The sequence below is a fragment of the Rhodoferax sp. genome (assembly GCF_018063565.1).
In the GTDB taxonomy this organism is placed as follows: Bacteria; Pseudomonadota; Gammaproteobacteria; order Burkholderiales; family Burkholderiaceae_C; genus Rhodoferax.
Genome location: NZ_JAGPBB010000003.1, coordinates 1 through 19,179 on the forward strand (window position 1 = coordinate 1; position 19,179 = coordinate 19,179).

The 19,179-nt window shown below is 55.5% G+C and carries 18 protein-coding genes; 13 read left to right on the forward strand and 5 right to left on the reverse strand.

Annotation, left to right across the window (positions count from 1 at the left end; all coding sequences use genetic code 11):
• Window positions 1-319: SOS response-associated peptidase family protein (locus KBF66_RS01235; protein ID WP_296650841.1), on the reverse strand; the 319-nt coding region annotated here is incomplete at its 3' end.
• A gap of 270 nt (window positions 320-589) precedes the next feature.
• Between KBF66_RS01235 and KBF66_RS01240 the strand changes: the two genes are divergently transcribed.
• The 4 genes from KBF66_RS01240 to KBF66_RS01255 all read left to right on the forward strand — a co-directional run bounded on the left by KBF66_RS01240 (window position 590) and on the right by KBF66_RS01255 (window position 4,290).
• On the forward strand, window positions 590-1,351 hold the full coding sequence (locus tag KBF66_RS01240; RefSeq protein WP_296650844.1) for a hypothetical protein: 762 nt from the start codon (window positions 590-592) through the stop codon (window positions 1,349-1,351).
• Between the two features lie 564 nt (window positions 1,352-1,915).
• The gene (gene xseA / locus KBF66_RS01245; RefSeq protein ID WP_296650847.1) at window positions 1,916-3,649 is read left to right on the forward strand and encodes an exodeoxyribonuclease VII large subunit; all 1,734 of its coding nucleotides are present in this window, start codon (window positions 1,916-1,918) and stop codon (window positions 3,647-3,649) included.
• Between the two features lie 22 nt (window positions 3,650-3,671).
• Window positions 3,672-3,962, forward strand: coding sequence for an exodeoxyribonuclease VII small subunit (xseB, locus tag KBF66_RS01250; RefSeq protein WP_296650849.1), 291 nt, complete (start codon window positions 3,672-3,674; stop codon window positions 3,960-3,962).
• A 31-nt stretch (window positions 3,963-3,993) separates the two neighbouring features.
• Complete coding sequence (locus tag KBF66_RS01255; RefSeq protein ID WP_296650853.1) at window positions 3,994-4,290, forward strand: ATPase with chaperone activity; 297 nt, start codon at window positions 3,994-3,996, stop codon at window positions 4,288-4,290.
• A gap of 42 nt (window positions 4,291-4,332) precedes the next feature.
• Here the strand turns inward: KBF66_RS01255 and KBF66_RS01260 are convergent, their stop codons facing one another.
• Complete coding sequence (locus tag KBF66_RS01260; RefSeq protein WP_296650858.1) at window positions 4,333-4,614, reverse strand: hypothetical protein; 282 nt, start codon at window positions 4,612-4,614, stop codon at window positions 4,333-4,335.
• Window positions 4,615-4,838: 224 nt separating this feature from the next.
• Here KBF66_RS01260 and KBF66_RS01265 point away from each other — a divergent pair, with 224 nt between their 5' ends.
• Genes KBF66_RS01265 through KBF66_RS01280 form a run of 4 tightly spaced genes read left to right on the forward strand, consistent with a single transcriptional unit; the run spans window position 4,839 to window position 8,373 of the window.
• On the forward strand, window positions 4,839-5,636 hold the full coding sequence (locus KBF66_RS01265) for a hypothetical protein (protein ID WP_296650861.1): 798 nt from the start codon (window positions 4,839-4,841) through the stop codon (window positions 5,634-5,636).
• Window positions 5,637-5,658: 22 nt separating this feature from the next.
• Entirely contained in the window at window positions 5,659-6,924 is a 1,266-nt protein-coding gene (gene kynU / locus KBF66_RS01270; protein ID WP_296650864.1) for a kynureninase, read from the forward strand.
• A complete protein-coding gene (locus tag KBF66_RS01275; RefSeq protein ID WP_296650867.1) occupies window positions 6,921-7,472 on the forward strand; it encodes an ATP-binding cassette domain-containing protein in 552 nt (183 codons plus the stop codon). The genes kynU and KBF66_RS01275 overlap by 4 nt, the downstream gene beginning before the upstream one ends.
• 31 nt (window positions 7,473-7,503) lie before the next feature.
• Entirely contained in the window at window positions 7,504-8,373 is an 870-nt protein-coding gene (locus tag KBF66_RS01280) for a pirin family protein (protein WP_296650871.1), read from the forward strand.
• Window positions 8,374-8,540: 167 nt separating this feature from the next.
• On the opposite strand, the gene KBF66_RS01285 is transcribed toward KBF66_RS01280, so the two are convergent.
• Window positions 8,541-12,008 carry a PAS domain S-box protein gene (locus KBF66_RS01285; protein ID WP_296650873.1) on the reverse strand — a complete coding sequence of 1,156 codons (3,468 nt, stop codon included), beginning with the start codon at window positions 12,006-12,008 and terminating at the stop codon, window positions 8,541-8,543.
• A 378-nt stretch (window positions 12,009-12,386) separates the two neighbouring features.
• The gene (locus KBF66_RS01290) at window positions 12,387-12,542 is read right to left on the reverse strand and encodes a hypothetical protein (protein WP_296650876.1); all 156 of its coding nucleotides are present in this window, start codon (window positions 12,540-12,542) and stop codon (window positions 12,387-12,389) included.
• On the opposite strand from KBF66_RS01290, the gene KBF66_RS01295 reads away from it, so the two are divergent.
• The 5 genes from KBF66_RS01295 (at window position 12,541) to KBF66_RS01315 (ending at window position 18,590) form a co-directional block, all read left to right on the forward strand.
• Complete coding sequence (locus KBF66_RS01295; protein ID WP_296650881.1) at window positions 12,541-14,604, forward strand: prolyl oligopeptidase family serine peptidase; 2,064 nt, start codon at window positions 12,541-12,543, stop codon at window positions 14,602-14,604. The two genes, KBF66_RS01290 and KBF66_RS01295, sit on opposite strands and share 2 nt — an antisense overlap.
• 110 nt (window positions 14,605-14,714) lie before the next feature.
• Window positions 14,715-15,008, forward strand: coding sequence for a hypothetical protein (locus tag KBF66_RS01300; RefSeq protein WP_296650885.1), 294 nt, complete (start codon window positions 14,715-14,717; stop codon window positions 15,006-15,008).
• 28 nt (window positions 15,009-15,036) lie between these two features.
• On the forward strand, window positions 15,037-15,918 hold the full coding sequence (locus tag KBF66_RS01305; RefSeq protein ID WP_296650888.1) for a DUF6544 family protein: 882 nt from the start codon (window positions 15,037-15,039) through the stop codon (window positions 15,916-15,918).
• Window positions 15,915-16,781 carry a type II CAAX endopeptidase family protein gene (locus KBF66_RS01310; RefSeq protein WP_296650891.1) on the forward strand — a complete coding sequence of 289 codons (867 nt, stop codon included), beginning with the start codon at window positions 15,915-15,917 and terminating at the stop codon, window positions 16,779-16,781. The genes KBF66_RS01305 and KBF66_RS01310 overlap by 4 nt, the downstream gene beginning before the upstream one ends.
• A 639-nt stretch (window positions 16,782-17,420) precedes the next feature.
• A complete protein-coding gene (locus tag KBF66_RS01315) occupies window positions 17,421-18,590 on the forward strand; it encodes an alkane 1-monooxygenase (RefSeq protein ID WP_296650893.1) in 1,170 nt (389 codons plus the stop codon).
• A 145-nt stretch (window positions 18,591-18,735) separates the two neighbouring features.
• Here KBF66_RS01315 and KBF66_RS01320 read toward each other — a convergent pair whose 3' ends face one another.
• Window positions 18,736-19,008 (reverse strand): XRE family transcriptional regulator, encoded by a 273-nt coding sequence (locus KBF66_RS01320; RefSeq protein ID WP_296650896.1) that lies wholly within the window; start codon window positions 19,006-19,008, stop codon window positions 18,736-18,738.
• Window positions 19,009-19,179 lie beyond the last annotated feature (171 nt).

Below are 19,179 nucleotides of genomic sequence, written 5' to 3' on the forward strand. Positions count from 1 at the left end.
CCGGGATGACGCAGTGCTGGGCGTTTTTCCAGGCATCCCGAAAACTTGGCTTGGTGGCAACCGTCTCTGTGCGCGCGTTGTAGGTTTGACGGCCGATACTGGCATCGGTTGCCCAGTGCGGAATCATGCCAAACAGGCCGGGCAGGGCTTCGCGTTCTGGCACCGACTCATCACCAACATCCACATGCTTGGGTCTCCGAATGAACGTTGCGGGATAGCAAGGCCAAACGTCGTACTTTCCGCGGTCGGAAGGCGGCTCGACACCGAAGTGCCTGATGTAACGCTCGCGCTCCTTAACGGCTTGGTAATGTGAACACATGGTCAGATCGTAGCCTCATCCTTGTCCCCACAAACCGTGCCCAAAGCTGTGGATAACAAGCGGAATAAGTGCTCAAAGCGATGCCAGTCATAGCTCTGGAATGGGTGCCTAAAAGCTGGGCAGTTACGATGCAGGTAGGCGAGGTCTTGGTATATACTGTATATAAATACAGTATTTTATGAGCCCGCCCACCATCTCCCAGGACCAACCCATCGCACTCCCGGTTACACCACGGACTGGGACGGTCTGGCGTTGGTGAGGGCCCGTTCGATGGACAACCAAACGACTATTCTCAAGCGGAGTCACGCGCAAAGACTGCGTGAGGTATTCCGTTCTGCGGGTTGGCCGTACCAGGATGTCATCGAGATCGACCTGTTGGGGGCGGGTCTGCTGGAGCGGGTCGTCAGTGCCACTGGCCACCTTTTGGTTCGGGTCACGGATGCTGGCATTCAACACCTGGCCAAAGCAAGCCATGGCAACCGACAGGCGCGCTCAGCGCATGAGGCTTTGGTGGATAAAGTGGCCCAAGCCATGCTGCGAGACGGTCGACTGGTCTGGACGAACTTGAGTCTGCGAGCCAAACTGGTGGGTGAGCTGGAGACCCAGCATCGCTGGAAAATGTGCCAGCCTGACGTGTTTTCGATTCGCAACAGCTCCCGCCAGGACTGCCTGGAGCCTATCGTCCACGAAATCAAGGTTAGCCGCGCCGATTTACTGGGTGACTTGAAACGACCAGACAAACGTGCGGCCTACTTGGACTTGGGTGGGCAATGCTGGTACGTGCTGGGTTGTGAACGATCTGGACACCCCATTGCCCAGCCCAATGAAATTCCGATTGAGTGTGGTGTGATGGTGTTTCAGAACAACCAGTTCGATGTCGCCCGCATGGCACCCAAAAGGACAATCAGTGCGTTGCCATTTCCAGTCTGGATGGAGTTGGCCAAAGCGACACCGCGACGTGCGACCGAATGGGACGGCGTTCAAATGGGTTTCAAACTGGACGACTCGCCTGACGTGTCAACCAACCCATAGTGACGACACCCGTAACAACTTGAGTAGTGATGATCATCACGTCCATACGTGACCTGGGCACCCACAAGTACCATTTGAACGCACGGGCCATCGCCGCCGATGCCAAAGCATTTTTACTGTGAGGCTATAGGTTGGCGGCGTTTGACGCATCACCGGCCCTGTCCCAACTGGTTGGATTGATGCCTATGAATCCAGGCGCGTGCCGCCGCGGCGAGCCACACCAATACTGCGCCAATGAGCATCGTACTGGAACTTGGTGGTTGAGATGCATTGCCTGGGGGATGCATCGCTTGCGTCTGGCGCGCAACCGGGCGTGAGGTTGACTGGATCGAACGATATCCTGTGAATATATGAAAAATCGGGTTATAGCCCATGTTCTTATTGTGTAAGTTGCTATAAAATCAGGAGAAAAATGGGTGATTTGCCAATCCGCCGGAAACGACATGCTCCAAATGCAACCGCGTCCGAGTCAGTCCAACCGACTCCTTGCAGGCGCTGGCCAAAACCCGGCCGCGAAAGAAACCGCGAGTTGAAAGGCGCAACCGTTCCTGCACAATCCCCACCATGGCCAACACCTATCTCACCGTCCCCTTTAAAGACAAAGATGCCGCCAAGGCCCTGGGCGCACGGTGGGACGGCGCACAGAGGCAGTGGTTTGTTCCCGATGGTCGTGAACTGACACCGTTTGCAGCCTGGTTGCCCCCTGGCGTGGCCAGTGTTGCCAACACAAGTGCACTGGAACTGACTCCAGTCTCTCCCGCCGATTTGGCTGCGAGCGCGCCAAGAAAAGGAATTTCACTTTCAACCCTGCTTGCTGGTGTGTCGCAAGCGGTGGCACAGGCCTACAAAGCGGGGATCTGGACCTTGGTCGAGGTCGTTGAACTTCGTGCTACTGGCGGGCATGTCTTTTTGGGTGTATCAGAACGAGATGCGCAAGGCGCGGTCCTGGCCAAGACCAGTGCGGTCATCTGGCAGTCCACCGCCAGTACGATTCTGCCCGAGTTCGAGCGTGCAACCGGTGCGCAATTGGCCGCAGGCATCAAGCTGTTGGTCAGAGCCAGACCCGTGTTCAAACCCCAGTACGGCTTTAGCATCGAGATTGACGCCATTGATCCCGAGTACACCCTGGGTGACCTGGAGGCTCAAAAACGTGAAATCCGGGAGCGGCTGCAGGCAGAAGGTGTCTTTGCGGCCAATAGGGAACGGCCTTCGCCATGGGATTTCAATGCGGTTTTGGTGGTCGCACCCGCGGGTGGCGCTGGGCTGGGTGACTTTCAGGTCGAGGCCAATCGCCTGGAAAAATTTGGCGTTTGTAGATTCACTTACGTCTTCAGCCGATTTCAAGGGGAGGGCGCTGCCAACGAGATAGGCGATGCACTGCGCCATGCCCTGCTGAACTGGAAAAAAACTGTCTCTAATCAACCCGACGCCGTAGTCATCATTCGCGGTGGTGGTGCCGTCAACGACATGGCCTGGCTCAACGACTATGGTTTGACACGCCTGATCTGCGACCTGCCCATCCCAGTTCTGACCGGTATTGGCCATGAACGTGACAGCACTGTGCTCGACGAAGTGGCCAATCTCAAGTTTGACACCCCCAGCAAAGTGATTGCGGGGATCGAGCAGCAAATCGTCAAACGGGTCTCTGACGCCAAAGCCTATTTTGAGCAGATCGCAAAGTACGCATCACAAGGACTGCAGACTACCAAGGCGGATGTGGTTTCACTGGATAAAGACATAAGGGCACAAGCTGCTCGAAGCCTGGCTGCGGCGAGGCAAATATCGGCAGCGCTGGTTTCAGACATTCGAGTCGAGGCAATGGGTTCGATGCGATCCGCCTCTGAACAATCACGTGAAACCTATCAGTCCATCAAAATGGGCGCAGCCGCGCAGATGACCCAGGCAAGGCGCGACACTTCGGCATGGGTTGGCGACATTGCATCCGGCACCAGGCATGCCATCCGCTCGCGTCGGCTTGATACGAACGTGCTGGTGAGCGCTGTCATTGATCGTGCAGGGCGTGATGTCGTGCAGACCAGGACCGTGGCAGATCAATCCATCGGTGTGATCAGTTCCTCAGCCCGGGCCCAGCTCAGCCAAGCTTCAGCGCAGTCGCAGGCTTTGATGCGTGAAATCTCCGGGCAGGGACCTGCCAGTACGCTTGGGCGCGGTTTCGCCCTGGTAAGAACACCCAAGGGTCGACCGATCACCCGGGCAGCCGACGTGTCTGAAGGTTCAACCCTGGAAATTCAATTCAGCGATGGCAAGCTTGTGGCCACCGCTGGCGAACAGAGATAGCGAGATAGACAAAGGAATCAGCATGGCGACCAAATCATTCAAAGACGCTTATGGCGTGCTGCAGAAGAACGCACAAAAATTGCGTGACCAGCAGGAACCCAACATCGACGAACTGTTGACCATCGTCACGCAGTCGGTTGACGCTTACAAAGTCTGCCAGGAGCGCATTGATGCCGTTGAGAAAGCACTGGAACACGCCCTCGGTGACAAGTCCATCAAAGCGGCAATCGGCGGTGGTGCTAAAGAGCTTGGTTTTGGCAAATCCGATCCGTCTGGATCTGACTTCATGCAACCAGACGACATTCCGTTCTGACCAGACGGTTTCAACTGAATCTGGATGTCTTGTGTACGACGACAACCAAATCAACATCCCGCCGTCTTTCATGGCGCTGTTTGTGGATCCAGGGCGATCCAAGCTGAACGCCTCCCACGATGAAACTGCGGCCCGGTATGAATTGTGTGAAGACCTGGCCAGTATGCTTAGCGAAACCGCCAACAATATGATGTTCAGTCTGGGTATCAGTGAGCAAGATGTGATCGAGCGATGCCGACTGGGTTTGGTCGGCGAGCAAGCGGTGGTGACCAAACCCGAGGCAGACTGGGTCATCCGCCGATTGATTGAGTTGATGAGTTGGTCATAGCCAAGACCAATCACGCCACCACCGGGTGGTCGCCATCGGGATTCAAGTCGCGGTCTTTCGGAAGACAACCTCACCAGTAGGAACATGTACCACCCTGATTTCGTGCCCGGCCGGTGCGGTCATGCTTTTTGCCGCCATGACCACTGCCAACGCGCGGTCCACAAAGGTAAAGAGCTTGGACGATTTGTAGCCCGGCCAAAGTGGCCCGACGATGGGGTGTGAGCTTTCGACTCGGTAAGTGGTTGCAGACATTTTATGAACACCCTTTAATTTGGTTTTCTGTTGATGGATTTGCCTTTGGTCTGTTTCAATGTTGTCGTCCAACGCATTGCAAAGACCATGCCCGCGAAAAGCTTGAGCACAGCGCTAAGGCCGATAGTTGGTCAATACGTTGGGGGTTGAGCTTGTACTGAGCTCAGACAGACGAATGCAAGACGGGCATTCTCTGGTGACACTTGGTCTGAAGGACTGATTGAGCAGAAACTCGGATTGCCAAGGAGTACCGGTATTTTCTCTCAAAAGGTTTGCCATTGCCTGTGCAGGACTCAATGCCCTCTTTTTCAGATAGCAGACACTCGATTCTGTTCGCCAGCAAACACGAAGATCATGCGTCCTGCAATATCATCGAATGCTTCCCAAGTCGTTGGGAACCTGGAACCGCAACAAAGGAATCAAACATGCAAACACTAGTTGAAGCTGCCAGTCACATTGCGCAAGAAATAGCGCGCACCCGTCAGCATTTGTCTAATCTGGAGCAAGCGCTAGAAGGACTCAAGCCACTGATCACCGTGGATGCTGCAACAGCCACTTTGACGTTCGCTATGTCCGAGCCAGTGCAACCGGTTGAAGATCTGTCGGTTGTGAACGCAGAAGCAACTGACAAGAGGAAGCGCAAGCCCAAGGCAGTGGTTCAGGGACAACCAAAGGAGCCCAAGATTGCCAAGACTAAAGCAGCCAAAGACAAAGTTGGCAAATCCAGGGCAGCCGAGTCAGCTCCGGTAGCCGTCGGGACAGTCAAGTTGCCCACTACCGGCGCTGAACTTTGGCTCAAGTGCATGGGTCGCAAAAGAACGACAGTGTCTCAAATAGCGGATGCGGCGTTGATAAAGCTCAGCCTGGATGATTCCGCCAAAAATGTGATGTCAGCCCGTGCCAAAACCTGGGTTTATGCTGCAGTCAAGAAAGGCATCCTGATGGAAGCAGGAACGCGTGATGGCTCCAAGTTGTTTCAATTGACGCCTGCCAAAAAGCAGAGCGCCGTCGAAGGCGCACAAACCGCTGAGCCGGTTGAGGCAACGCCCATTGTCGGGGCTGCTCCAGTGGGAGATGGTGGCGAGGCCGTCTGACCCACCATCCAAGAACTGAGCCATGTCCATCAAACGCGGCGATTGTCAAATCCATGATCAGCGAGATTCGCTATCGCCCTTGCGAGGGCTATTTGTCTTGCCAGACGGGATCATTTATCTTGACGGCAATTCTTTGGGTGCATTGCCCAAAGCAGCGTTGGCAAAGTCTCAGGAGGTGATCTCGAAGGATTGGGGACAAGGGCTGATTCGCAGTTGGAACGCTGCCGGATGGTTTGACCTGCCGCAGCGCCTGGGAAACAAACTGGCCAAGCTGGTGGGGGCGCAGTCCGGTGAGGTGGTGGTGACCGACACCACCTCGATCAACCTGTTCAAGGTTTTGGCGGCTGCACTGCGTGTTCAGCAAGAACGAGCTCCACACAAGAGGGTTATCGTATCGGAGCGGCGCAATTTCCCCACCGATCTCTACATTGTCCGAGGACTGACAGAGCAATTGCATGCCCATGGTGCACCAGCCTACGAGCTGCGGCTCATTGATTCGCCCGAGGAATTCGGCAATACCCTGGACGATCAGGTGGCAGTGGTCATGCTCACGCACGTGAATTACCAGACCGGTTACATGCACGACATGGAGACTGCTACCGCCCTGGCACATCGTCACGGCGCACTCAGCGTATGGGACTTGGCGCACTCTGCCGGTGCCGTTGTGGTGGATCTGAACGCTGCCAACGCCGACTTTGCGGTGGGCTGCACCTACAAATATTTGAATGGTGGACCTGGCGCCCCCGCGTTTCTCTGGGTCAATGCCCGCCATCAAGACAGGTTTTGGCAACCGTTGGCAGGCTGGTGGGGGCACATGCGACCATTCGCCATGGAGCCGGAATATCAGCCCAGCAATGGCATTTCCCGCTATCTGTGCGGCACGCAACCCATCGTCTCGTTGGCCATGGTCGAGTGTGGACTGGATGTTTTTGAACACACCAGCATGGACGAGTTGCGCAAGAAATCATTGGCCTTGACAACGCTGTTCATGAGCCTGGTGGAGCAGGAGTGCAGCGATTTTCCGATGTCGCTGATTACACCGACCGACCCGGCGCAACGCGGTAGTCAGGTCAGCTACGAACACCCGCACGGTTTTGCCGTAGTTCAGGCACTGATTGAACGCGGTGTCATCCCTGATTACCGTGAGCCGCGCATCATGCGCTTTGGTTTCGCGCCCTTGTACACCCGGTTTGCCGATGTTTGGAATGCCGTGATGATTTTGAAGGACATCCTGAGCAACAGATTCTGGGATCAAGCCAGATTTCATCAACGCACGACTGTGACATGAGCCTGGGTGTGTTCACTCTTGACCGATTTCCAACTGGCCTCATAGCCGTGACCGGTGGGGAGGGAACTGGCAAAACCAGACTGTTGCGTGTTCTAAGTGGCGATCTTGCTGCTGGACCCGGAGAAGCGGTGCTGCCAGATGCGCGGTGGCTCGACCTGGATTTGATGGCACATCGTGAACAAATGCCGCACCAGGTATGGGCTGAGCTAAGGGAGGGTTGTCCGCGATGGAACGCTGAACTGCAACATGATCTTGTCGAGGCTATGAACTTGAATCCACATCTGGAAAAGAAACTGTACATGCTCTCCACTGGCAGTCGACGCAAGATTGCCTTGGTGGGATTGCTCGCCTGCGGTGCGACGGTGACCTGTCTGGATCAACCTTATGCGGCACTGGATGCGGCGTCGATCAAGGTGCTGCGTGAATTCCTCAGTGACATGTCAGATCACGCGACACGCAGTTGGGTAATCGCCGACTATCAGACTGACCCTCACTTGTCTTGGCGGCGAGTGATTTCCTTGGATCAATCCGTACTGAGTGAATCCTGAACCTCACAAGCAGTTTGTCGAAAGAAGCGCCATGAACGTACCTTTGAACCATCAGACCGTGCACAGAACGCGCGGCGTGGAGCGACTCGTCGCAGGTCACGCCACGTCAGACGGAGCTGGCGTCAAGCTCACCCGGGTGTTGACCCAGAATCTGCAACATCGCTTGGATCCTTTTCTGATGCTCGATGCCTTTGGTAGTGATCAGCCGGACGATTACATCGCCGGTTTTCCTGACCATCCGCACCGAGGATTTGAGACCGTGACTTACATGATTGCAGGGCGCATGTTGCATCGGGACAGCGCTGGCCACGAGGGACTGCTTGAAAACGGCGGCGTGCAATGGATGACGGCCGGAAAAGGCGTGATCCATTCCGAAATTCCGCAACAGGAAGCAGGCTTAATGGAGGGCTTTCAGCTTTGGCTGAACCTGCCCAAACGCGACAAGATGATCGCGCCTTGGTATCGTGACTTCAAGAACTCGGATCTGCCACAGTTTGCAACTGATGAGGGTGTGGCCGTGACGGTGATCGCCGGACAAAGCCACGGAGTGATTGGTGCAGTGAGGCGCGACATGACTCAGCCGCACTATCTTGACCTTGACATGCCAGCAGGCGTGCGTTTCGAACAGCATCTCCCAGCCGATCACAATGCCTTTGTCTACGTTTACCGCGGCGAGGCGAGCATTGCGGGGCAGGTCGTACCTATTCAAAGAATGGCTATTCTGACGAACGATGCACAAGCCGACGGTGTGGTGATCGAAACCAATGTTGCATCCAGGTTGCTCCTGATTTCAGGCAAGCCTTTGGGTGAACCTATTGTCCAGTACGGCCCATTCGTGATGAACTCGGAAGATGAGATTCGTCTGGCCATCAGCGATTTTCGGGATGGACGGCTGGCTTAAGGTTGATACTGGCCATTCATTCGAGCCGAACACTGGGCCGGGAAGTGGCTCAGCATTGAGTCGCGCTATGGATTCTTGCCTATTCTGGCAAGGGTTTTATCGCTTCTGGACCTTCGACGTTCGTCAATGAAGGCTTGACTAGCCTGCGTGCCCTTGACAGGAGCTCGCTAGGGTGCCAGATGTTCACGAATGGCCTGCATGGCCACGGCAAATGTCACCGGCAAGTCCGCTGCCAGCGTCGCGCAAGCGGGTGAATCACCCGCGTTTCCCGCTGTTTCAATGTGTTGGCATAGTTCACCCAACGCCAATGCGCCCACGCTGCGTGCAGCAGACTTGAGGGTATGGGCAAGTGCAACCGCCTTCTTGAATTCGCAGACACTGAGGGCTTCGCAAATGCCAGGCACTTGCCTCTCGGCGTTGGCCAGAAACTTCTTCAGCAATCGCTCATGCATTTCGCGGTTGTCGCCGACCATTTGACTCAAAGTGTTGCAGTTCCAGCTTTCAAAAGTGCTTTCAGCTTCTATCGCCGCGACGTCGCCAGTAATTGATTGCGCTGACAACTCAGGATCGATTTGAGGCTCTTCAGGCCTGCTCGGCAACGGCAGCCACTTCTCCAACATCGGGGCGAGTTCATGCAAACGCAGTGGCTTGCTCAGGTAATCATCCATACCGGCTTGCAGACAACGTTGATCCTCACCTTGCATCGCATTGGCGGTGATGGCAATGATGGGAAGGCGCGAACCCCGAATTTCTTCGGTGCGGATCGCTCGTGCCAAGGCGAAGCCATCCATGTGCGGCATGTGACAGTCGGTCAAAAGCAAAGCATAGAGACCACTGCGCCATTTCTCCAATGCCACTTGACCATCTTCGGCAGTGTCAGCGCAATAACCCAGCAAACGCAGTTGTTCACGCAACACATCCCGGTTAGTTTCGTTGTCTTCGGCCAATAGGATCAGTTGCCCACTGGCAGCGGCCTCATCGAAAGTGGGTGCGTTGCCACGCAATCTGAGACGACTGTCGGCTGGTTGTGACACGACGGCTGTCAATGGCGCCTCCTGCAGGGGTAGCGCAACAGTGAATTCAGTGCCCTCACCCAAGGTGCTTTTCACGGTGATTTGACCACCCATCAGCCTCACTAGTCGGTCGGTGATTGACAGGCCCAGGCCAGTGCCGCCAAACTGGCGTGCAGTGCTGGCATCTGCTTGAGTAAAAGGAACAAACAGCTTGGCCACCACCTCGGCGCTCATTCCGATACCGCAGTCACGCACGTGCAAAAGCACCGCCGCGTGACCATCGGCGAGCCTGCCCGTCTCTAGGGTCAGCGTTACCTGGGCAGTAGAGTCAACCTCGGCATGCGTGAATTTAATGGCATTGCCAATCAGGTTGAGTAGCACCTGGCGCAGTCGCGTTGGGTCGGCATAGATGGCCATTGGCAAACCGGGGGCAAGGGTAAGTTGCAGCGCGATGTCTTTGGCATTGGCCGTGCCGTGCATCAGTTGCAGCACGCTTTCGGCCACCTCTTTAAGGGGTGTGGGGATGTGCTCAACACTCAGTTTGCCAGCCTCGATCTTTGAATAGTCGAGGATATCGTTGAGGATTTCAAGCAGGGTTTGCGACGAGTTGGCAATGGTGCTGAGCATGCGCTGCTGTTCGGATGTGAGCGCGGTTTGCTGAAGAATGTCCACCATTCCTATCACGCCATTCATGGGCGTGCGGATTTCGTGGCTCATGTTGGCCAGGAACTCGGACTTTGTCAGGTTTGCAGCCCGTGCTGCTTCTTCTGCTTCAACGATTGAAGTCACATCTTTCGAAACACAGATCACCGAGATGACTTGCCGATCAGCATTGAAGATTGGCTTTGCGGTCGTAATCAGAAAGCGATCGCCTGTTGGCGACGGAAGCCGGACATTGAGGTTCGCCTCTTTCCCATCTTGAAAAATACTCTGCAAGAAGTGGTGTCGCCTATCTGCATCCTCCTTGGGGAATACATCCCAAAGGGTTCTGCCGACAATCTCTGTCTGAGTCTTGCCTACCCCGATAGCAAATGCAGAATTCACATAGGTATAGCGGCCCCCTCGCTCAAAGCTAAATATTGGGTCGCTGGATTCGTCGAGCAGAATGCGGTGCTTTTCTTCGCTGATACGAAGAAGCTCCTCAACACGCATGCGCTCAGTGATGTCACTATTGGTGCCACTGATTCGTATGGCATGGCCACTAACGTTACGGGTGGCGCGGCCACGACTCAAGATCCAGCGCCAGGTACCATCCTTGTGACGTAGCCGAATGACTGTCTCAAAAGGCACATCGGCATCTTCGATGTGAGCCAGTAGCTTCTGGTGGTATTGAGGATAGTCGTCGGGGTGGGTCAATGTTTGCCAAACTTCACGTGCCGGTGGCAGTTCATCTGGGGTATAACCCAGCATAGTGGTCATGCGTGGCGAGTGATAGAGTTCCTGGGTAATCAGGTTCAGGTCCCAAATACCCTCGTCGGCGCCTTCAACAGCAAGGGTAAAGCGAAGCTCTTGGTCACGTAGCAGTTCTTGCTGTTGTTGGATCTCAAGTGTCTTTTGCTGGACCAATTCTTCTAGGTGATTTTGGTAGGTTTGCAGCTCAAGTTGCGCAGCTTTCCTGTCACTGATGTCCAGAATCGTGCCGCGCAAAAACGCCGGCTTGCCCAAGTCGTCAAACGAGAATTCTCCCAATGCCTCAACCCAGCAGGTTCTCCCATCGACTGGACGTACAACTTGATACTCCTTGTGGAAATTGCCCTGGGTGGCTATGACTTCATAATAATAGTCAAGCAACTCTTGTCGGAACTCCGGCGCAATCAGGCCGTTCCAGTTGGGAATGGTTCTTTCGAAAGTAGCGTCAATGCCAAAAATGTCATCCAGCACCTCCGAGCCCTGCCAGTGACCGGTTTTGATATCGGTTACATAGGTGCCAACCCGCCCGATCAGTTGGGCTTCGTTCATTGCCCAAAGATTGTCCTTTGCAAGTGCAAGTTCAGTTGTGCGTATCTTCACCAGACTCTCAAGTTGAGCCAGGTTTTGTTTGAGCTGGATTTCGCTGTCAGCAAGTTCTGAAACAATCTCCTGGTACTCTTTCACCTTTTTGAGGTAACCATTTCGAGCCAGAACGGACGCCAGTGCCGTCATTGAAATGACGGCTGTCAAAAATATGAAATACGCGAGCTTGTTGGAGTAATCTGCTTCTGTTTTGAATCCAAAGTCATCAACAATCAAAAGACCGACCAAGAATATTTCTGAAAGGATCGCCAGCGATATCGTTGGACGTACACCCAGTACCCAACTTGAAATCACAAGGATAAGGGGAAAGTTGACCAAATTGGGGCCCCGCAATCCGCCATTGATCACCGTTACACATGCAACGCCAATCCAATAGGTTCCTATCAACAGAAAAGCCGCCTTACGGAACTCCTGGTGAATCGCAAACCACAGTCCGAGGGCTCCGCCCGCTCCAAGAAAAATATGAAGAAAAACCCGTGGGGATGTTAGGGAGTGGTCCCCCAATAGTGCGACTGCGAGTGCAAACCCTGCGAAGCACAAAAGAGCCGACCCCACAGTCACAATCCGCTGTGCAATAGGATCTTCAATGAGGTGATCTTTGGGTGCCATTTGTTGCGAGTTCGCTTGACCTATTTCGAATCAAGCATCATCCAATCTTCCTATTGTTAAAAACTTTGAATGCCCGGGCACCACCAACTGCGACTCACATGATCATCATGGCATATATCAAAGCGTCGACAAGTTCATCGAAAACTACCTGATCGGGCTAATGTCGCGGCAATCCTCCATTTGAGTCATTCTAAAAAGGAGAATGTTCACGGGACTTTGATTTGAAACAAGGATTGGATCATTTCGACGGATTGGATCCTTCACCAACGATGAAGCCCCAGGTCTTGGTTGATCGCATGCGCATTGTTGCCGCTCCGGCCTGTGTCGTGTGCCCGATCGTGCCCAGTGGCATGCAAGTTATGCTCGCGCGACCATGAGTCACAGAAAAACCAGTTCCAGGCAATCGCTTTGTGCGGCATCAGCCATCATGTGGATGCTTGCTGCGTGTTCGAACGCACCATTGGTATCCAGTTCGACCGTAGCAGCGCCCGTATCCATATCACCTGCCACCACTTCGACAACGTCGACCGCCATGAAAGTCCACTCAAACGCCCCTGACAATGACCCCCACCTTTGGCTGGAAGACGTTCTTGGCGAAAAGTCATTGGCATGGGTGGCCCAGCGCAATACAGCGTCGACTGCCGAACTCAAAGCTCGACCTGAGTTCGAACCTGCTCGCGCCAAAGTGCTGGAAATACTCAACAGCAAAGACAAGGTTCCCTACATCAGCCGCATGGGTGACCATGTCTACAACTTCTGGACCGACGAGAAGAATCAACGAGGTTTATGGCGCAGAACCACATTGACAGATTTCAAGAACGCCAGTCCCAGGTGGGAGATGGTGCTGGACATTGACGCACTGGGCAAAGCCGAGAATGAAAGCTGGGTTTGGGGTGGCGCAGATTGCCTCGGACCGCGTTATCAGCGTTGCCTGGTCTCGTTATCACGTGGTGGCACCGATGCCGAAGTCGTGCGTGAATTTGACTTGGTCGCCAAACAGTTTGTCGCCGACGGGTTTACGCTGCCACAAGCAAAATCACAAACAACCTGGATAGACCTCGACACGCTACTGGTCGGAACTGACTTCGGAGTGGGCAGCATGACGAAATCGGGCTACCCGCGAATCATCAGACAATGGAAGCGAGGGACGCCATTGGACAGTGCAATCACCGTCTATGAGGCACACGAAGGCGACGTGCGCGCCTATGCTGCCAGCAGCCATGCAAAGGGAAATGGTTGGGTCATGGTCGGACGCGGCATTGATTTCTACAACGAGGAGTCCTTCTTTCTGGAGGGTGCCCACGTTGTCAAAATAGACAAACCCACCGATGCAAGCTTCGAGCGCCACGAACAGTGGGCTGCGATCCAGTTGCGCAGTGACTGGCAGATTGGCAGCACCGTGTACAAAGCGGGTTCCCTGTTGGTGACCCGATTTGCGGACTATATGGCCGGAAAGCGGGAGTTTGCCGTCCTGTTTGAGCCGACGCCGACCACTTCCCTGTCGGGGTTTGGCTTTACCAAGAACTTTGTTCTGGTCAATACGATGGACAGCGTCAAAAGCCGCCTCTTCGAATGGCGTCCAATCGATGGCAAGTGGAGCAGTCGAGTGGTCACGCTGCCACAAAACGGTGAACTCAGTGTTGATGCCCTGTATGACTCGTCATTGGACCAGGATCCACTTGGCGACGACTACATCATCAGCTACCGAGACTTCCTGACGCCGGACTCCTTGATGCAAGGACAAGCCGGGAGCGACACCCGTGAAGTTCTCAAACAGTTGCCACAACGGTTTGACGCCACTGGCATGTCAGTTCAGCAGCTATTTGCCAAGAGCCAAGATGGAACGGCGATTCCCTATTTCGTTGTGTCACCCCGAGGCATGAAATCGGATGGGACGAATCCAACGCTGCTCTATGGCTATGGCGGCTTCGAAGTCAGCCTGCAACCCTGGTACAGCGGCTCCTGGGGCAGCAACTGGCTTGCAAAAGGTGGTGTCTTTGTGGTTGCCAACATTCGTGGCGGTGGTGAGTTTGGACCTGAATGGCATAAGAGTGCCATCTTGGAGAAAAAGCAAAACAGCTTTGACGACTTTGTTGCAGTGGCCCAAGACCTGATCGACCGCAAAATAACGTCCTCCAGGCACTTGGGCATCATGGGCGGCAGCAACGGCGGACTGCTGGTGGGGGCGACATTCGTGCAACGCCCGGATCTCTTCAATGCCGTGGTGTGCCAGGTTCCTCTGCTTGACATGAAACGGTATCACCAGCTACTGGCTGGCAACAGTTGGATGGCCGAGTACGGCAATCCGGACACCCCAGAGCAATGGGACTACATCAGTCGTTACAGCCCCTACCAAAATGTGAAGTCAGGTGTGAAATACCCGCGCGTGTTCTTCGACACAAGCACTATGGACGACAGGGTTCACCCAGCCCACGCCAGAAAGATGGTGGCGCGCATGCAAGAGCAGGGGCACGACGTGCTGTATTTCGAAAACACCGAGGGCGGTCATGGGGGCGCGGCTGACAATGAGCAGCGAGCCCTGTGGATGGGGCTTGAGTTTGCCTACCTTTGGATGCAGCTTGGCGACAAGCGCTGATGTTGGCGCCAGAGTCTGTCGCTTGTTGCTGGTCAGTTGCGTTATGTTGGATGGCGCACCGACTGCTGCTGCCTTGGCATCTACGCTAACCAATCATGGTGCTTGGATTCGTGGTCGAACATTCCTACGGTGTTTTCCGTGGTGGCAACTCGGCCGTTTGGCCCGCGCAGTGGTTCTTGGTTGCCCTGGCCAGCGTGTCGTTAGGTAACCCGAGCCGCCTGCCGTGGATAGGTGATCTGGCGTTTCGCTGGCTCCTGAGCGCGAGGGGTGAGAACGACAAGTACGCGCGCCTTCCCGTCGCGCTAGGCCTGAGCGACCCGCAGCACGATCTCGTTGTGCGATTCGGTCACTGCCCCGTATTGCCGCGCTCGTTGCGGCCGCCTTTTGAGGCCATGCGGGTGTGATTGATAGGCCCAAACCAGGGAAGCCTTGATGACAGGGCTGCTGTGGCTGGGAATTGCGCTGGGTGCGCTGGTCTTCAGTTTGATCGGATTGCGCGCAGTCGGTACCGCCCGATGGGGGGCGCTTGTTCGCACCCACACCAGTCTGCTCGAGTCGGGTAGCGTTGAGGCCAGGTGCCGGCTACCGTCACCCGCCCGCTTTGATGCACATGAACTCGAGGGCCTGCCCGCACCGGTGCAACGCTACTTTCGTGCAGTGCTGGCAGACGGACAGCCGATCATTTCTGCGGCAACCATCGAGATGACAGGCACCATGAACCTGTCGGCCACTACCGAGCAATGGAAGCCGTTCACCTCGCGGCAGCGGGTCGTCACCCGCAAGCCAGGCTTTCTGTGGGATGCCCGGGTGGAAATGTTTCCTGGTGTGCCCGCACATGTGGAGGACAGCTACATCGCTGGCCACGGTAGGTTGATCGCAAAGTTGTTCGGGCTGTTCACCGTGGCCGACTCTTACGGGGAAGGTGAGATCGCTCGAGGCGAGTTCATGCGCTACTTTGCCGAAAGCCCTTGGTATCCCACCGCTTTGCTGCCCAGCCATGGCGTGCGCTGGGAGGCTGTGGACGACGCTTGCGCCAACGCCACCATCGTTGATGGCCCGATCAATTTGACCTTGTTGTTCCGGTTCAACGACGCGGGCTTGATCACCTCGGTGCGGGCCGATTCGCGGGGCGCCGGTGTGGGCAAGGATGGAGTCATGGTGATGTTCCCATGGGACTGCCGTTTGTCGGACTACCAGCAGCAAGGCGGCATGCTGATTCCAATGACCGGTGAAGCGGCTTGGGTCCGGCCCGATGGCCGCAAGGTCTACTTCGTCGGGCACATCAAGAAGCTCGGCTACGAGTTCCTGTCATGACGCCCCGGGCGTGGCTTCAGCGCGCGCCGCTGTTCGGCTACTTTGTTCTGACGTTCGCTTGGTCCTGGGCTTGCTGGGCGCTGTCGTCCGCCATCAAACCTCAACTGCCCGGGCTGGCGACGCTCCTGATGTTTGCCGGCAGCTTCGGGCCAAGCCTGGCCGCGATCGCTGTGGTGGCGAGCAACCGCAAGGCGGGTTGCCTGCGTGCCTGGTTGTCGCGATGCCTGAGGTGGCGCATCGGTTGGGGATGGTGGATTCTTGCTTTTCTTCTGCCGCTGGCAGTTATGCTCATGGCGGCGGGTCTGCACATCGCATTGGGTGGCAGCATCGCCACCTCGCCCGCATCCGGACACCTGCTGATGACAGTCGTGAATCTGCCACTGATTTTGCTGCTGGGTGGACCCATGGGCGAAGAGTTTGGCTGGCGCGGCTTTGCACTGCCTATTCTGCAAGTTCGCTTCGGATGGCGGCGTGCTGGCCTCTATCTGGGACTGGTGTGGGGACTGTGGCACTTGCCGCTGTTCTTGATCGCAGGCACGGCGCAAGCCCACGTTCCGCCAGTCCTCTTCTTGCTGAGCGTCGTGGCCCTGTCGGTCGTTTTCGCGTGGCTGCTCAATCGCACCGCCGGTAGCGTGGTGGGAGCACTGCTGCTGCATACGGCGGTCAACTTCTGGCCGTCCGTCGTGCCTGTACTGCCCACTGATGCCAGCTACCAGGCTTATGCCGTTGTCGTTGCACTGCTGGTTCTGCTGGCGATTGCGGCTCTGCTGAACTCAGGGCTGGCGATAGGGCACAGCGGGTCTGCCGTTTCGACTGATGCCAGCGTTGAGATTGTTCTGTGGCCCGAAAACCGCCACCCATGAACCGAGCTACTGGTCGATGGCGCTGACGCGATCATCGAAATCAACGTAACATGCTGACCTTCTGTTGCCGTCCCGAATGGCCGATTTGGCTGAAGTACTTCGGCAATTTGTCCGAGCGCAACTGGTATGTTTCGGAAGTTCAAAGTCAGGCTCCAGTGCTCAGTTCCTGTCGTTCCCTCGTCAGTTGATGTGACCGCTGAAACGATCCAATAAGCCTGCCGTAAATGCTGCATGCTCGATTGGTGGCATAAAGCGTTTTTTGCCAGCATCCCAGGATTGGGTTGCCACAAACTTTTGATTCCCTTTTATCAACACGGGTGCATTGTTTGATGAGCCACCCCTGGGCAACCGCAGTTGGCCAACCAGATCTCTGATTGCGCCAGACTTGATCCCGCTTGATAGAGCCATAATGAACCCAGGAGAGGCCGGTCGCCCGAGAACACGCACAGATCTGGCGGTGTTCACTGTCGGCATCGACCATAACAAAAAACTTTGACGTGTGAGTGGGTGTCTTTCTTGTCGACAAAGCCATGCCACTGCGCCAAAGGCCTTGGGTGTCGTGCCACTTCGTTGGATACAAGCGTGATTGTTAAGCCCAATTCATCCGGACGATCCGGTCCAGCTTTCAGGAGTCAACCGATGAGCACCCTGACGATACAACCCACGAAAGATTGGCGTGACAAGCGCTGGCTATGGCTTCTCAGTCCAGCCATACCGGTGACCTTTACCGGGTCATTGCTTGGCTTTGCATGGAGCGGTCAATGGTGGTGTCTTCTGTTCGCCCCTGCATTCATCCACTTGGTCATCCCCTTGCTGGACCTGCTATTGGGGGAAGACTTTAGCAACCCACCGGAGTCTGCGGTGGCACAGCTTGAACAGGATGTTTTCTACCGAGCGCTGGTCTGGGCCTATGTGCCATTCCAGATGGCGGGAACAGTGTTTGGGGCATGGCTCGCGGCAACTCAGCCCTTGTCGTGGTATGCATTTGCTGGATTGGTGTTGACAGTGGGTTCATTTAACGGCATCGGCATTGCCACGGCTCATGAGCTGGGGCACAAGAAGGAAACACTCGACCGCTGGTTGGCAAAGCTCGCCTTGGCGCCAACCATGTACGGACACTTCTATGTTGAACACAACCGGGGCCACCATAAGCGGGTTGCCACGCCAGAAGACCCGGCAAGTGCTCGCATGGGTGAGAGCTTTTGGTCGTTCCTGCCGCGTACGGTTGTGGGCAGTCTGCGCTCCGCCTGGGAAATTGAACGTGATCGGCTGAATAGAAAGGGGCAAAGCGTATGGAGCATTGCCAACGACAACCTTCAGGCCTGGGCTCTAACCCTTGTCTTTTTCGTTGCTTTGGTGGTGTGGTTGGGTTGGCCGGTATTGACGTTTCTGGTGCTGCAGGCGCTGTACGGGGCATCCATGCTGGAGGTGGTGAACTACGTTGAGCATTACGGGTTACTGCGTGAAAAAGACGCATCCAACCGGTACGTGCGATGCGAGCCCGAGCACTCCTGGAACAGCAATCACGTTGTCGGCAACATTCTGTTGTACCACTTGCAACGGCATTCTGATCATCACGCCCACCCCGCGCGGCGCTACCAAGCCCTGCGGCACTTTGATGCGGCACCTCAACTGCCAGCAGGCTATGCCACGATGGTCACGGCAGCCTACTTTCCACGCCTGTGGTTTGCCTTGATGGACCACAGGGTTGTAAAGCACTACGAGGGTGACCTGAGCAAGATCAATATGCAGCCATCGGCACGACAAAAGATTCTCAAGCGCTGGCACGGTGCCCCGACCGTCAAATAGAACACCACTGAATCACTTCTCAAGTATGAACTCGCCGGATTGTCCAAGTCATGAGTACCGCGATACCGTCAACGCCAGCCAAGCCATTTCTCGATCCGAAGTGTGGAGCGGATCCCAGAAAGTCAGTGCCTTAAGGCCCATGACGTCAATCGCTGGATGGTTCTTTGATGCGCAATGAAAATCTTGGATGACTACCCGTAAGCAACTGGAACATGGCAAAGACGGGTCCAGGCATAGTGCGCGGATCCGTTGTGCTTTCAAGCGCTTGCCAAGTGCGCGATTGTTGACCACCTCGACTTCCTGACTGTACCGGGTAACCCATCAATGTCGCCGCTTCGACCTGGCTCAAACCTGCCTTGACGCGCACTGATTTGAGTTCGTCACCACTTGGGGCGGACATTTCAATTCGGATGTTCATCTTGCTCTCTTGAATACTGTTGGGGTTTTGGTAGCACTTGAATCACATCTGCTACCAAAGCGCAGAGTCGCGCATATCCATGAGTTGGCGCCGCCGACGGTTACGCAGCCAGACCGCGAACAAAATGAAGAGCAGGGCGACGAGGCAGGCAGCGACAACAAACAGAGTCGG